The following is a 13,364-nucleotide window of genomic DNA, read 5'->3' as shown; positions in this document are numbered from 1 at the left end:
ATGGCTCTTCTTCAGATTTCCGAACCCGGCCAGGCGCCAGACCCGCATCAGCGCCGCATTGCCGTGGGCATCGACCTCGGCACCACGCATTCGCTGGTGGCCGCGGTGCGCAATGGCGTGGCCGAATGCCTGCCTGACGACCAGGGCCGCGTGCTGCTGCCTTCGGCCGTGCGCTACCTTGAAAACGACCGTCGCCAGATCGGCTTCGATGCCCTGGCGGCGCGCGCCCAAGACCCGGCCAACACGATCACTTCGGTGAAGCGCCTCATGGGCCGCGGCCTGGCCGACATCGCGAACCGCGAAGCGATGTCGTACCGCATCGGCAGCAGCGATGGCGGCATGGTGCAGGTGCGGACCCTGGCGGGCGAGAAGTCGCCGGTCGAGATCAGCGCCGAGATTCTTGCCACGCTGCGCTTTCGCGCCGAGGACACCTTCGACGACGAGCTCTACGGCGCGGTCATCACCGTGCCGGCGTACTTCGACGAAGGCCAGCGCCAGGCGACCAAGGATGCCGCTCAGCTCGCCGGCCTCAACGTGCTGCGCCTCATCAGCGAGCCCACGGCCGCCGCCATCGCGTACGGCCTGGACAACGCGAGCGAAGGCGTCTACGCGGTCTACGACCTGGGCGGTGGCACCTTCGACATCTCGATCCTGCGGCTTACGCAAGGCGTGTTCGAAGTGATCGCCACGGGCGGCGACTCGGCCCTCGGCGGCGACGACTACGACCACGCGCTAGCCGACTTCGTGCTCGCGCAGACGGGCCTGCAGGCCGGCAGCGATGCCGACAGGGCCGCGTTGCTGGTCGCCGCACGGGCCGCGAAAGAGGCGCTGACCGATTCGGAATCGGCCCTGTTCAAGGCTGATGTGGCAGGCAAGACCGCCTCGTTCGATGTGACCCGCGAACAGTTCTACACCGCCACGCGGCCGCTCACCGATCGCACCATCGCTGCCGTTCGCAAGGCACTGCGCGACGCAAAGCTCAAGTCCGACGACCTGCGGGGCATCGTGCTTGTCGGTGGCTCCACCCGCATGCCGCAGGTCCGCAGCGCCGTCGCCGAGTTCTTCGGCCGCGAGCCGCTTGTCAATTTGAACCCCGACGAAGTCGTGGCCCTCGGCGCCGCCATCCAGGCGAATCAACTCGCTGGCAACAACGGCGCGGGCGAACTGCTGCTGCTCGACGTGATCCCGCTGTCGCTCGGCATCGAGACCATGGGCGGCCTGGTCGAGCGCATCGTGCCGCGCAACCAGACCATCCCCACCGCGATGGCGCAGGACTTCACGACCTATCAGGACGGCCAGACCGCGCTGGCACTGCACGTGGTGCAGGGCGAGCGCGACCTCGTGGCTGACTGCCGCAGCCTCGCGCGCTTCACGCTGCGCGGCATCCCGCCGATGGCGGCCGGCGCGGCACGCATCCGCGTGACCTTCACGGTCGACGCAGACGGCCTGCTGAGCGTGAGCGCCAAGGAGCAGGGCAGCGGCGTCGAAGCCAGTGTGGCGGTCAAGCCGTCGTATGGCCTGTCTGACGACCAGATCGCGACCATGCTGCAGGAGAGCTTCTCCACGGCGCAGCAGGACATGCAGGCCCGCGCGCTGGTCGAGGCGCGTGTCGATGCCGACCGCATGCTGCTCGCTACGCAGAGCGCGCTCGATGCTGACGGCGATCTGCTGAGCGACGAAGAGCGCGCCGTCATCGACGCATCGATGGCGCAGTTGCGCGAAGCCGTCAAGGGCAGCAATGAAGCCGCGGCCATCGAGGCCGCCACCAAGAAACTGGCCGATGACACCGAGGCCTTTGCCGCACAGCGCATGAATGCGGGCATTGCGCGCGCACTTGCCGGCCGCAAGGTCGAATCTCTCTAGAACAACAACATGCCCACGATCAAGATCTACCCGCATCCCGAGTACTGCCCGCAGGGCGCTGAAATCACCGCGCCCGCCGGCACCTCGATCTGCGAGGCGCTGCTCGACAACCACATCAACATCGAGCATGCCTGCGAGATGAGCTGTGCTTGCACCACCTGCCACGTGATCGTGCGCGAGGGCTTCAACTCGCTGAACGAGGCGGAAGAGGGCGAAGAAGACTTGCTCGACCGTGCCTGGGGCCTGGAGCCGCAGTCGCGCCTGAGTTGCCAATCGATCCTGGCGCAGGAGAATGTGACTATCGAGATTCCCAAGTACTCGATCAATCACGCCAAGGAAAACCACTGATGTCGCGCCAGATCGTTCTCGACACCGAAACCACCGGCCTCTCCGCAGAGAACGGCGACCGCGTCATCGAGCTTGGCTGCGTCGAGCTGTTCGCCCGCAAGCTCACCGGCAACGACCTGCACATCTACTTCAACCCGGAGCGCGAGAGCCATGAAGACGCGCTCAAGGTCCACGGCCTGACGACCGACTTCCTGCGCGACAAGCCGAAGTTCGCCACGTTGGCCAACGACATCGTCGAGTACCTGCGCGATGCCGAGCTGATCATTCACAACGCGGCCTTCGACGTCGGCTTTCTCAACAAGGAGTTCGAGCGTGCCGGCCTGCCGCCGCTGCGCACCTTCGTCAGCGAAGTGACCGACACGCTGGCCATGGCCAAGCAGGTGTACCCGGGCAAGCGCAATTCGCTGGATGCGTTGTGCGACCGCTTCGGCGTCGACCGTTCGAACCGCACCTTCCACGGCGCCAAGCTCGACGCGCAGCTGCTGGCAGACGTCTACATCAACCTCACGCGCGGCCAGGATGCGCTGCTGATCGACGTGGCTTCGAACGAGCCCGAACTGGGCACCACCGTGGTGGCCATCGACCTGAGCCAGTTCGAGCTGCCGGTGATCTTGGCGGCCGAGCACGAACTGACCGCGCACGAGGCGGTGTTGGGGCAACTCGACAAATCGAGCGGCGGTCGCACGCTGTTTCGCGAAAACGGCTGAAAAGCTATGGCATAATCTGAGGCTTCGCACAACGCGATACGTTTTCAGAACGCTGCAGGCAACAGCAGCGTTTCGGGCGGTTAGCTCAGGGGTAGAGCACAGCATTCACACTGCTGGGGTCGGAGGTTCGAAACCTCCACCGCCCACCATTTGGGAAACATCGTTTTCCACCCCACCTTCCCATCTGCCCTGTGTAATTCACAGTGCAATTTCAGGCGAAGGCTTTCACCATCGCTGAGCGCTGCTGCTTCACCTGCAGATGGCTGTAGCGCTGGGTCGTGATGATCGACGAGTGCCCGAGGATCTTGCTGACCGTGTAGAGGTCGGCGCCGCTGGCCACCAGGATCGAGGCGCAGGAATGGCGCAGGTCGTGGAAGTTGACATGCTCCATCCCAGCCGCTTTCCGGCCCCGCTGGAACCCGCTTTTGAGCCCCTCGTAGTCCTTGTATGGCAGAGGCAGGTGTTTGAGCCATGGCCGCAGCGGCTTCACGATGGGGATCACCCTGGTGCGCAGTGTCTTCGTGTTCCTGGCGTGGATCGTGAGCGCGGTTTTTGCCACATCCTCCGGCTTCATGGCTAGGATCTCGCCGCGCCGCGCACCGGTGTACAGGGCGATCCAGATGGCGGCCTGCACTGGTTCCGGACAGTGGCCGGCCAGCTTCTCGACCTGAGCAGGCGTCAAGAACACTTCGCGCTTGTTGTTCGGCGGCAGGCTCTTGATCGCCGCCCCATGGTTGATCTCTGTCTGCCCCAACTCCCAGGCCAGAGACAGTGCCTTCTTGAGCGTGGCCAGGCTACGGTTGATCGTGGCAGGGGCGTATTTGGGTTTCATGTCTCGGATGATCGTGGCGGCCACCTCGCGCGCCTGCGAGGCACGGAAACCCGTAAGCCAAGGTTGAATGCGCATTGCGCATTGCTTTGCCTGTTCGGGCCATCTGGTGCCCTTGGCGTGCGCCAGGTAGAGCGGCATCACCGCCACCAGCAGCGGGTCGCCGGCCAGCGGCTTGGGGGCCGTCAGCCGGCGTCGGAGATCAGCCTCAAGTTGCTTGGCATCACTCGCCGACGCACCTTCTGGGAGGATTCGATGTACTCGGCGGCCTGAGACCATGAGGCCGACGTGTCTACGCCCTTGCTTGTCGATCCAGATTGACATTGTTGACCTTGGTTGGCGCGAAGCCACTGCTTGCATTCGGCGAGATCGTAGCGTTTGCTCCGGCCCACCGGCGTGCAGGGCAGGCCCGCCACCTCGAGCCGGCGCACCGTCGACTCGCTGATGCGAAGGCGCACGCAGAGTTCTTGGCGGGTAAGGTCGGCGGTCATGATTTGCTTTCCGGCGCTGGCAGCAGCTTCTGCTGCTCGACGTGATCGAGGATGGTCTGGCCGTTTGGCAGCAGGATCTGGCCGAGAAACGCGCCCTCGAAGGTCAACACGCCCGATTCGATGGCGACGACCTGGCCTTTGATCCAATCGCGCAGCACGCTGCAAACGCTGATCTCGGCCTGCTTGAGCGCGGCGCGCTCATTGGTCGCGGTCTTGCTTTTGCCGCGCAGAAGCGCCGCGGCGTAGCCCTTGTAGCTGGCCCGGGCGATCACATCGCGGCCACGGTGCGAGAACTGCACCAGCAGCTCACCGCGCTCGGTATCGGTCATCGTGCCGAAGCGGGTGCACCCGAAGCCCTGCAGGATCTTCTGCAGGTCGGCCAGCGCATTGCGGCCACTGGTGGCGCGGGAGTATGGAAGGGTCACGAGACGTTCTCCACCTGCCGCAGCACGATCACATCAGGAGACCATCCTTCGCGCGACAGCACCCCATCACGGGCGCCAGCCGGCGTCAGCTGGTGCACCGTGCCGTCGGCCTCAACCTCGACGACGGTATACCCGCCCATCGCAGACATGGCTGGGCTGGTGACCTCGTAGAAGCCGGGGCGCGCAATCATCTCGTCGATGGTCATGATCCGAGGACCTCCTGAGTGCCATCCCACACGAACTCCGCCAGCGGCAGGTGAGTCCTGCAGCCGACGCAGAACGTGCCGGAATAGAAGCCAGGGTCGCGCGCATAGGTCTCGGCGATGTCTTGGGACATCCGGGTGACCACGCCGCACTTCGTGTGCACGTACTTGGTCCGCACGGGGCGCACGAAGCCCTTGGCGCGCTCTTCGGCCGTGAGCACCACGTAGCTCTTCTGCTGGCCCGTCGCATGGTCGATGTCGCGGTGGTCCGGTGTGATCGGTTTCCCGCCGGAGAGTTCTCGATCGTTCATTGCGGGCCTTTCATGTTTTTGCATTCGACTGTGGCCGCCACGACGGCGCGCTGCAGCTTCGCAGGCTCGTCCGTTATGACGGTCAACAAGAGGGTTTCCGGGGCCGCGGCGCCATGCTCCTCGTACGAGAACCCGGCCTCCTTCAAATGCCGCGTGAAGATGGGCAACTTCCAGCGGTCGATGACGATGGCGGCCTTCATGCCCCGATCTCCTGCTGTGCTGCCTTGCGCTTCTCGCTGGCCAGCATGCGGTGATAGGTGGTCGGCGCCAGGTCTTTTCCTTCGAGAGACGCGATACCTTCGATCGCGTCAACGCAGGCCTGCAGGTATGCGATGTCGCTGAGGAAGGCGAAGTCCTTGCGGCACGCGCGATACCGGGTGTTGATCGTGCGCTGCACCTGGATCGGCACCATCTTCCAGTGCGTGATGCACAGGAAGCGGCCGGGCTGGATGTTGGCGCTGCACTGCAGGGCGTCACAACTTCGGCTCATCGCGCATCCCCTTCGCCCGTTTCGAGCGACGTGTCGTCGGGTGCATGCACGGCAGTTGCGCGCGGTCGCGTGCAGTCCGGGCACAGGCAGATGACGTGCTGGCGCTCGTTGCCAGCGTGCAGCCAGGTAGCCGCGGCGGCGCGCACCACCGGCAGGGCGCGGGCCGCGATGCCGATGAACTCCCACGCGCGTCGTGCATGCCAGTCGCGCAGGCCTTCCTCGCTCTCCTGGCCGCTGCCGGACATGCCGGCCAGGGCGATGCTCTCCAGCGCCTCGACGGCGATCTGTAGGGCGCTCATGCCGCCACCTCGTCATGAGCCTTCAGGTCCGCGTCTTGGCCAATGCCAGCGCCGCTCGTGTCGGCGCTGATCGCCTCGTGCCAGTTCGCAAGCACCGCGGCGCTGCTGATCGTGTGGTGCAAGGCCTTCACCTTGTCGCCCATGATCGCTGCGCGCAGCGCCTTGCCGGCGAGATAGCACAACAGCCAGAACCAATGCTCCGCGCTCTTCTGACGGTCGGCGGCGCGACCCCAACGCTCGATTTGATGCGCCTTCTCGGCCGCCACCGCCGTGAGGAAGTTCGCGGTCTGAGGGCTGTTCACGAGCGCGTCGAGGCGATCACGCTCGATCTCGGCCGCCAGCAGGCGGTCGTGCTCGGCTTCGGAAAGCATGCGCATGGCTTACCCCTTGTCGGCCGTAGCGATGAACGCCTCTTCGGGCGTCTGCGCGCCGGCAGGCGGATCGTTCGGGAAGGGCCAAGCCTCTGCGGGCTTGAGGTCTTTCTTTGCGCCCTTGGCAGCCTTGGCCGGTGCCGGCGCAGCAGCCGGCTCGTCCTCGATGTCCTGCTGCGTGACTTCGGGCTCCAGCAACTTGATGGGAACCTCGCGGCTCTTGAGCATCGTGAGCTCGCCCATCGTCAGCTTAGGCACGTCGATCATCTCGATGCTCCACCAGGCCGCTACAGTGCCGCCTTCTTTCGCTGCGAAGCGGAAGTTTTCGAGCGTCGCATCGGTCAACGGCAGATTCGACTTACCGCCGATGCCGTGGTCGATCTCTCCGCTGTAGCCGGTGAGCTTTTCCGACCATGCCACCTTGCGCACGTGGCGCGCGATGGAGGTAAGGTTCGGCAAGTCACTGATGGGCTCGACGCCCGGCAGCGTCTGGCGCTTGTCCTTGGCCGTCTCGGCCGCGGCGCTCTTCGTGAACAGCGTGTTGCGCAGCGCCGGATCGAACTCCGACAGCACGTAGTTCGGCAGATCAGCCTGCACATTCAGGCACACGCCGGGGTTCGCGCCGGCGGGGCGGTTCTTCTGGCTCAGCACGGTGACATCGAGCACCTTGACCTTGGTGAATTCGGGGAGGGAGAACATGGTTGCCTTTCAGTGGTTGATGGAATGGGCGCGGAAAATCTTGGTCAGGCCGCCGTCAATGGCATGCCCGCGCTTGAGCAGCGCGCGGCCGACGGCGACCTGGTCCTGGTGGCTGTTGCCGGCCTGGCGCATCAGCCCGAGGTAGCTGTTGCCGGTGGCGAACAGATCGGCGGCCGGCAGCGTCTCGATGCGGTGCAGGGCCGTTGCCACCGTGCGCGGCCGGGTCGTGCGACGCCATGGCTTGATGACGTGCCCCACGAAGTCGATGCCGCGGTCTACCGGTTGCAGGATGGTCTTGCTGGGGTTCAGCCGCGCGCCGAGGCGTTCGGGCAGGAAGACCGCAATGCGGTCATGTGCCTGGCGCAGCCACTGCGGCGACTCGTGAAGCAGGATGAAGTCGTCGACGTAGCGCACGTACCGCGTGGCGCGCAGCTGGTGCTTGGCGAACTGGTCGAGTGCATCGAGGTGCACGTTCGCGAAAAACTGGCTGCTGAGATTGCCGATCGGCAGGCCCGTGTGCACCGGCGCGTTGAAGAGGCTCTTGTGCGCTGGCACGCGCGCCAGTAACTCTGGGCGTCCGCGCAGCTCGTGGTCATCGCGCGGGTCGTGGAACAGGATGGTCTCGGCCAGCGCCAGCCAGAACGGCTCGTGCACCTTGCGGGCCAGCTGATCGCGCAGCGTGACCTTGTCGATGGCTACAAAGAAATTGGCCAGGTCGCACTTCAGGTAGAAGGCCGGTCGGCTCCAGTTCTGAGTGATGCTGCGGACATCGCCTTCCAGCAGCTTGGCGGCGTACAGCGTGCCGCGGCCAGGGATGCATGCGCTGCTGCCGTGAACGAAGCTCGCGTGAAAGCGCCGGGCGATGCGGTTGTACAGGAGGTGGTGGACGATGCGGTCACGGAAGTCTGCAGCCCAGACCTCGCGCGGCTTGGGGCGTGTGATGACGAAGCAGATCGACCGACCAGGGCGCCATGCGCCGCTGGTCAGTTCCTCATACAGAGCGCACAGGTTGCGCTCGAGCTGGCTTTCAAAGGCGAGCGCGCTTTCCGTGTTGCGCTTGCTCTTGCGGCAGTCCAGATAGGCCTGCACCAGCTCTTCGAAGGAGAACGGATATGAATCTGCGAACGAGGCGGGCGCGGCCTTCGAACTTCTTGTTGTTGTTGTTCTGGTTGCCGTTGTTGAAGTTCTGATTCCAGGCGTTGTTGCTGGAAGCCTGCGTTGGTTCGCGCTATCTACATCGCCCCACCGAAGACCGGAGCCGATCAGCGGGGAGACTGCGCCGGACCGGGCCTGCACTGGGGCAGCGGTATCCGTTGTGCGCATGGCGGTGCCCTCGTGGGGCAGCGGCGCGACCAGATTCAAATTGCGCACGGGCGTGAGGGCCTTGACCGTCATGCTGCAGGCGCCTTCTCGCTTGACACTTTGAGCCATCCACTGGCCTGCTTGCCGATGCTGTCGAGCATCTGCACCGACTCGCCCCAGAGCTTCGGCGAGATCTCCTTCAGGTCGAAGCCCACACGCAGCCAAACTGTGGCAGCCCGGTTGTGCGTGAGGATTTCCCTGATGTGCGCCGCCCGCTGCGCGTGCTTCGTGGCATTCGCGAGCGCCATGAGGTCGAGCATTTCGGCGCAGTGGCCGATGATTTTCTCGCCCACCGAGCGCTTGTAGCCGCGGCGCATCTGCGCGTGGATCTGGACCACAAGGCCGAGCAGCTTGCTGCCCGTCTTGTGAATCGGCAATTGGGTATGGATGGCCATGACTCAACGGACTAAAGGATCAAAGGACCAATCTGCGAACGAGGCGGGCGCGGCCTTCGAACTCCTCGTAGTAGTCGTCCTGGTAGCCGTAGCCGAAGTGCTGACGCCAGGCGTCGCCGCTGGAAGCCTGCTCACTCGACCAGTACCAAGCGGCCTTGAATTCGCTCTTGAGGTTCGCGAAGAGCAGGGACTGTTCACGCCTGGAGGGAAGCTCGCCCCCGACCTTCTCTGCGGCGCTCTTCGCAGCATCCCAAGACACGTCCTCGAACTCGCCGGGCAGCAGCACCAGGTGATGACTCGGCTTGCCTTCCTCATCGAGGAGAAGGCCCGCATAGCGCTCGCCCGGTGCCAGCGTGATCTCGATGCCAGGGAGGGTGAGGACGGTGGCCGCGCTGGCCTTGAGCTTGGCGAGCAGACCTTCGGCCCATGCCTTGGCATCGCCGACGTTCACGCCGATGGATTCGAACCGGGCGATCATTTCGCCCAGCTTCTTCGTCTCTTCTTGAATGGTCTCTTGGGTGATGGCCATGGGAACTCCTGAAAGGATTGAAGGACTCAAGCGTTGAGCTGAATCAAGCGAACGAGGCGGGCGCGGCCTTCGAACTTCTTGCCGTCGCCGTCCTGGCCGCCGTTGCTGAAGCCCTGAAACCAGGCGCCGTCGCTGGAAGCCTGCGTGCTGCTCCAGTACCAGGCTTCTTCGAACGCCTCGGCACCTCCCTTGCGGAAGGCTTCGACGCTGGTTTGCGCGGGCAGCTCTTCGGTGTACGCATCGCCCGGGGGAACGCTGCTCGTGTTCTCACCGTCCTCGTAGGCGTAGTTCTCTTCGCCGGTGGGCTTCAGGTGCCGGTAGGCCAGCTCCAGCACGTCACGCGCAGGGATGCACCAGTCCTTGTGCCCGGCGATCTCAGCGGCTAGGGCCTGCTGCGCAATGGGGCTGCCCGCCGCGGCCATCGCAATGGTGTTCGCCATGCTGTCGAAGTAGCTGTCGGTATTGGGCACCTGCGTGTAGCTCGGCAGCCAGAGGCCCTTGATATCGCCGTTGGCTTTGGGTGCCCAGACGACTGCGTAGATGCCGTCGCCGATGCGGATCTTGCCGCCGTAGAAGCCGCCTTCGAAAGGCGCTCCATGTTCAGCGGGAACGAGGGTGGTGGGGTTGTCTGCGTTCATGGATTGCTCCGGTTGGTTGAGGGAAAGAAAAGGGGCGGCTGCTCGCGCAGCGCCGGCCGGGAATGGAGGGAGGGAGGAGGAGACGGAGGCCCGGTCGTACGCCCGAAACTGGTGTCAGGCTGCGACAGGCTCAGCGGCCGGCGCGGTGGCTGCGAAGAAGACTTCCATGCACGCACGCACGTCCACGATCGCGCTGTGCGCACCCTCGAGCGGTTTGCCCATGAAGTGCGCATAGGCCTCGCCGAGGTTGGCGCTCTTGTGCTTGAGGAAGCCGGCTGCCTTCATCTTCGCGGTGGGCGGCAGCTTCAGGATCGGCGTGCTGATCTGCTGGGTGCACTTCGCGGCACCGGCCTTCCAGAGGTCAGCGAGCACCGCCTCGCCTTGGGCGGCCGGGAAATGACGCATCAGGGCAATACGCACGATGCGGGCGTCGAACGTCTCGTTGTGGCCGATGCGGCACGACGCCTGCTGCCACATCGCGATCAGGATGCCGACAGCTTCGGCTTCGGGCACGCCAGCGGCGGTTGCCAGATCGGTGCTGATGCCGTGAATGGCCGTCACCTCTTCGGGAATCGTCCAGCCTTCGGGCTTCACGATCACATCGAGCGAACTGAGCACACGGCGATCGTCGAGGTCGACCAGGCAGGCGCCCAGCTGCACGATGTGCGGCTGGCCCGGGTGCTCGCTCGGCTCTTTGAAGAGCGGCAGGCCGGTGGTTTCGGTGTCGTAGAACATAGCGAGATTCATCAGTTGCTTTCGGAGTTGCGTGGGGGGAACGGGTCAGGCCGCGGCCGCTTCGGGCTCGACGACCTGCTGCAGGTGGTCGATGAGGGCGGCGCAGATGCGCGGGTAATCGGTCTCGTGGTAGAGCACCGTGCTGCCCTGGCGTGCGGCCGCAGTGAAGCCCAGCGACGCGAGGCCGCCGGCGGTGATCTGGATGGGGGCGAGCCGTTCGTTGAGTACGCCAAGGCGCAGCGAGGGCGGTGTGTTCGGCGCTGCTTGCGGTGCGGGCACAACGCGTTGCACGACAGCGGCCACAGCAATGGGAGCAGCTGCAGGCGCTGGCACCGGTACCGCGACCTGTGCAACCGCTGCCATGCGCCCGGCTTCCTTCGCATCTTCGGCAGCCTTGTGCGCGGCGAGGCGCGAGGTGACCAGCGCCTCGAAGTCGTCGTTCGCCTTCTGCACGATGATTCCGGCGTCGGGGAACAGCGGGCGGCACTCGTCGGGCACGCGCGCCAGCGCCTTCAGGTTAATCTCGATCTTGTCGGCTACGGCGCTGGCCGCGATCTTGGCGTTGGCGAGCGTGGTTGACACCGCCTCCTTCAGGCTGGCGATCGTCTTCTTGCCCTTCATGGCGCCGGCAAAGTCCGCCTGTGCGGCACTCAGCGGCATGTAGGCCACACCCAGCCGCTCATTGAGCGAGTGCACGTGCGCCGTCAGCGCGGCCGCGCCGTCGGCCATGATCTTGTTGCGGCGGTTCAGCTTCTCGCTGTCGATCTTCTTGGACAGGTCTAGGCGAACGCGCCGCGCCTCGGCCGCGATGTCGTCGATCGTGCGGAACAGCATGTCGATGCTCTCGGTCTGGCTCAGCGCATGCTGCTTGGCGGCGGCCAGGCGCTCCTCGACGTCGCCGCACCACTTCACCGTCTTGTCAGCATCGGCGAAGTGCTGGTCGGTTTCCAGCGTGGTGTTGATGCCGGCGAACACCTCGAAGGCGTGGGCTTTGAACTCGGCCAGATTACTGGCCGTGACCATGCCCGTCACCTCGACGCGCAGCGCGGGCAGCGTCTCGGGCGTGCGGCCCACCGGCTCAGCGGCGGCATGGGCCGGCTTGTAGGCAGCCAGGTCGATCTCGAACTGGGCCCAGCCCTGTTGCAGCGCAGCGCGCATCACCGGATCTGATTCGTACCAGCAGTGCTGTTCCTCGATGAGATCGTCACCGCGCCAGCTCGATGCCACGAACAGGATCTTCTCAGCGCCCGAGATCATGAGCTGCTGCTCCATCTGCGCGCGGTAATCGGCGGGCAGCGAGGCACCTGTGCTGCCGCCGGCCATAGCCGCGCGTAGATCGGCGTTCAGCGTCTTGTGCTCGAAGCCGATGGTTTCGTCCATCGTGAGGCCGTCGAAGGACGCCGAGAGCTTGCCGAGCGCGCCCACTACGGGGAACAGTTCTTCGCCAATGAACTCCTCGGCCAGCGGCCGGGCCAGCGCCTCGAAGCGGTGACCATAGTCGAACCGTTTCTGCGTGGCGGCATCGACCTCGGGCGTGTCGCCGGTTGCCATCTCGTGCAGCAGCTGCGTGCGCGTCTTGTAGCGCGAGACGCCGAGCATCGCGGGCGCGTCGCTCGCGTTGAAGTGGTTGCGGCGGTGGGCGTGCCATTCCGGCGTGCCCTGAACGAGGTTGAGAGTTTCCATGGTCGTGATTCCTTTCTGGTGTTGAGAGTTCAGCCGGCGGTGAGGGCGTCGTTGCGCTGTTCCCAGAGCGTGTTGAGCTCGCCGCGCTGGCCAACGTCCTGCACGCTGCTGATCAGGTCGCCTGCGATGCCGAGTGCGTCGACGTCGACGGCCTTCGCGATGCGGTCGGCGACCTGGGCATAGGTCATGTGGATTTCGCCGTCGGCGGTCGTGGTCACCGTCTCGGCTGCCGCAGCCGGCGCGGGCGCCGCGGCGCGGATCTGCTGTTGTTGCGCGTCGGTCAGCGGGAACTTCGTCTGCGCCATCGCGATGATTTGCTCGGGCGTCTTGCGGCCCTTGGCCATGACGTCGCGCCAAGCCGGGAGGTTCTTGTCGAACTGGTCGGCCGGGTAGGTTTCGGCCGTGGGCCGCACCACCTCTGCTTCACCCATGTGGCGCATGCTCGGCGGCGCGATGTCTTGCGACTCCTCGGCTACCGACAGACCCTTGATGACGTCGGCGAACTGATCGCGCAGCGCGAAAGCGCGGGCTCGCTGCTTGAGCATGCGGTCGCGGTATTGGGTCCACGGGCCTTGCTTGCCCAACAGTCCTGCGGTCTTGGCATCCTTGAGCGAGAACTCGCCCACCTTATCGGCGCGGCCATGGCGCTGCGCGATGCAGACCGCCTTGTAGTCCTCGCCGGTGCCCTCATAGCGCTCGATCACATCCTTGCACACCGGCGACGACAGCACGAGCGACAGCAGCGCATCGCCCCAGATCGAAGGGCGCCCGTTGATGACCGCAATGCCCTGCAGCGCCTGTAGTGGCTTGAGGCCCACTTCGAAACCCCACTGCATGGCGATCAGGCAATTGCCGGGCTTGCCCTTGAAGTCCTTCGGCACCATGTCGCTGTCGGCCATGTAGTTGGCGAAGGTCAGCGCCTGCTCGAAGGTCTGAGGGCTCAGGTCGAATTGCGCGGGCTGGGTTGTCAGTTCAGTGGACATAGG

General features: G+C 65.1%; 19 protein-coding genes and 1 tRNA gene. 4 read left to right on the top strand and 16 right to left on the bottom strand.

What is annotated here, in order from left to right:
- From hscA to ACSFBF_RS07160, 4 genes are all read left to right on the top strand, one after another.
- Entirely contained in the window at window positions 1–1,863 is a 1,863-nt protein-coding gene (gene hscA / locus ACSFBF_RS07175) for a Fe-S protein assembly chaperone HscA (RefSeq protein ID WP_435465621.1), read from the top strand.
- 9 nt (window positions 1,864–1,872) lie between these two features.
- On the top strand, window positions 1,873–2,211 hold the full coding sequence (gene fdx / locus ACSFBF_RS07170) for an ISC system 2Fe-2S type ferredoxin (RefSeq protein ID WP_013542153.1): 339 nt from the start codon (window positions 1,873–1,875) through the stop codon (window positions 2,209–2,211).
- Window positions 2,211–2,918 carry a DNA polymerase III subunit epsilon gene (gene dnaQ / locus ACSFBF_RS07165; RefSeq protein WP_258349877.1) on the top strand — a complete coding sequence of 236 codons (708 nt, stop codon included), beginning with the start codon at window positions 2,211–2,213 and terminating at the stop codon, window positions 2,916–2,918. The genes fdx and dnaQ overlap by 1 nt, the downstream gene beginning before the upstream one ends.
- Before the next feature lie 74 nt (window positions 2,919–2,992).
- Window positions 2,993–3,067 (top strand) — tRNA-Val (locus ACSFBF_RS07160).
- Between the two features lie 62 nt (window positions 3,068–3,129).
- Here the strand turns inward: ACSFBF_RS07160 and ACSFBF_RS07155 are convergent.
- The 16 genes from ACSFBF_RS07155 to ACSFBF_RS07080 all read right to left on the bottom strand — a co-directional run bounded on the left by ACSFBF_RS07155 (window position 3,130) and on the right by ACSFBF_RS07080 (window position 13,361).
- Window positions 3,130–4,071: a tyrosine-type recombinase/integrase gene (locus ACSFBF_RS07155; RefSeq protein WP_435465620.1), complete on the bottom strand. Its 942-nt coding sequence runs from the start codon at window positions 4,069–4,071 to the stop codon at window positions 3,130–3,132.
- A gap of 163 nt (window positions 4,072–4,234) precedes the next feature.
- A complete protein-coding gene (locus ACSFBF_RS07150; RefSeq protein WP_435465619.1) occupies window positions 4,235–4,663 on the bottom strand; it encodes a hypothetical protein in 429 nt (142 codons plus the stop codon).
- Complete coding sequence (locus ACSFBF_RS07145) at window positions 4,660–4,869, bottom strand: hypothetical protein (protein ID WP_435465618.1); 210 nt, start codon at window positions 4,867–4,869, stop codon at window positions 4,660–4,662. The genes ACSFBF_RS07150 and ACSFBF_RS07145 overlap by 4 nt, the downstream gene beginning before the upstream one ends.
- Window positions 4,866–5,177, bottom strand: coding sequence for a hypothetical protein (locus tag ACSFBF_RS07140; RefSeq protein ID WP_435465617.1), 312 nt, complete (start codon window positions 5,175–5,177; stop codon window positions 4,866–4,868). The genes ACSFBF_RS07145 and ACSFBF_RS07140 overlap by 4 nt, the downstream gene beginning before the upstream one ends.
- Entirely contained in the window at window positions 5,174–5,377 is a 204-nt protein-coding gene (locus ACSFBF_RS07135; RefSeq protein ID WP_435465616.1) for a hypothetical protein, read from the bottom strand. The genes ACSFBF_RS07140 and ACSFBF_RS07135 overlap by 4 nt, the downstream gene beginning before the upstream one ends.
- Window positions 5,374–5,667, bottom strand: a complete 294-nt coding sequence (locus tag ACSFBF_RS07130; protein ID WP_435465615.1) for a hypothetical protein — start codon at window positions 5,665–5,667, stop codon at window positions 5,374–5,376. The genes ACSFBF_RS07135 and ACSFBF_RS07130 overlap by 4 nt, the downstream gene beginning before the upstream one ends.
- Window positions 5,664–5,966 carry a hypothetical protein gene (locus tag ACSFBF_RS07125; RefSeq protein ID WP_435465614.1) on the bottom strand — a complete coding sequence of 101 codons (303 nt, stop codon included), beginning with the start codon at window positions 5,964–5,966 and terminating at the stop codon, window positions 5,664–5,666. Before ACSFBF_RS07125 ends, ACSFBF_RS07130 begins: the two co-directional genes overlap by 4 nt.
- Entirely contained in the window at window positions 5,963–6,343 is a 381-nt protein-coding gene (locus ACSFBF_RS07120) for a hypothetical protein (RefSeq protein ID WP_435465613.1), read from the bottom strand. Before ACSFBF_RS07120 ends, ACSFBF_RS07125 begins: the two co-directional genes overlap by 4 nt.
- Before the next feature lie 3 nt (window positions 6,344–6,346).
- Window positions 6,347–7,036, bottom strand: coding sequence for a hypothetical protein (locus ACSFBF_RS07115; protein ID WP_435465612.1), 690 nt, complete (start codon window positions 7,034–7,036; stop codon window positions 6,347–6,349).
- A 9-nt stretch (window positions 7,037–7,045) separates the two neighbouring features.
- On the bottom strand, window positions 7,046–8,125 hold the full coding sequence (locus ACSFBF_RS07110) for an RNA-directed DNA polymerase (RefSeq protein ID WP_435465611.1): 1,080 nt from the start codon (window positions 8,123–8,125) through the stop codon (window positions 7,046–7,048).
- A gap of 302 nt (window positions 8,126–8,427) precedes the next feature.
- Window positions 8,428–8,793 (bottom strand): four helix bundle protein, encoded by a 366-nt coding sequence (locus ACSFBF_RS07105; protein ID WP_435465610.1) that lies wholly within the window; start codon window positions 8,791–8,793, stop codon window positions 8,428–8,430.
- Between the two features lie 19 nt (window positions 8,794–8,812).
- Entirely contained in the window at window positions 8,813–9,322 is a 510-nt protein-coding gene (locus ACSFBF_RS07100) for an Lcl C-terminal domain-containing protein (RefSeq protein ID WP_435465609.1), read from the bottom strand.
- 26 nt (window positions 9,323–9,348) lie between these two features.
- A complete protein-coding gene (locus ACSFBF_RS07095; RefSeq protein ID WP_435465608.1) occupies window positions 9,349–9,960 on the bottom strand; it encodes an Lcl C-terminal domain-containing protein in 612 nt (203 codons plus the stop codon).
- Window positions 9,961–10,074: 114 nt separating this feature from the next.
- A complete protein-coding gene (locus ACSFBF_RS07090; protein ID WP_435465607.1) occupies window positions 10,075–10,707 on the bottom strand; it encodes a 3'-5' exonuclease in 633 nt (210 codons plus the stop codon).
- Window positions 10,708–10,740: 33 nt separating this feature from the next.
- The gene (locus tag ACSFBF_RS07085; RefSeq protein ID WP_435465606.1) at window positions 10,741–12,378 is read right to left on the bottom strand and encodes a YqaJ viral recombinase family protein; all 1,638 of its coding nucleotides are present in this window, start codon (window positions 12,376–12,378) and stop codon (window positions 10,741–10,743) included.
- 29 nt (window positions 12,379–12,407) lie between these two features.
- Window positions 12,408–13,361: a hypothetical protein gene (locus ACSFBF_RS07080; protein ID WP_435465605.1), complete on the bottom strand. Its 954-nt coding sequence runs from the start codon at window positions 13,359–13,361 to the stop codon at window positions 12,408–12,410.
- Window positions 13,362–13,364 lie beyond the last annotated feature (3 nt).

It is taken from the genome of Variovorax nivicola (assembly GCF_051216475.1).
Lineage (GTDB): Bacteria > Pseudomonadota > Gammaproteobacteria > Burkholderiales > Burkholderiaceae_C > Variovorax.
The sequence above is the reverse complement of the archived record's forward strand: the minus strand, read 5'-3'. Positions and strand labels throughout refer to the sequence as shown.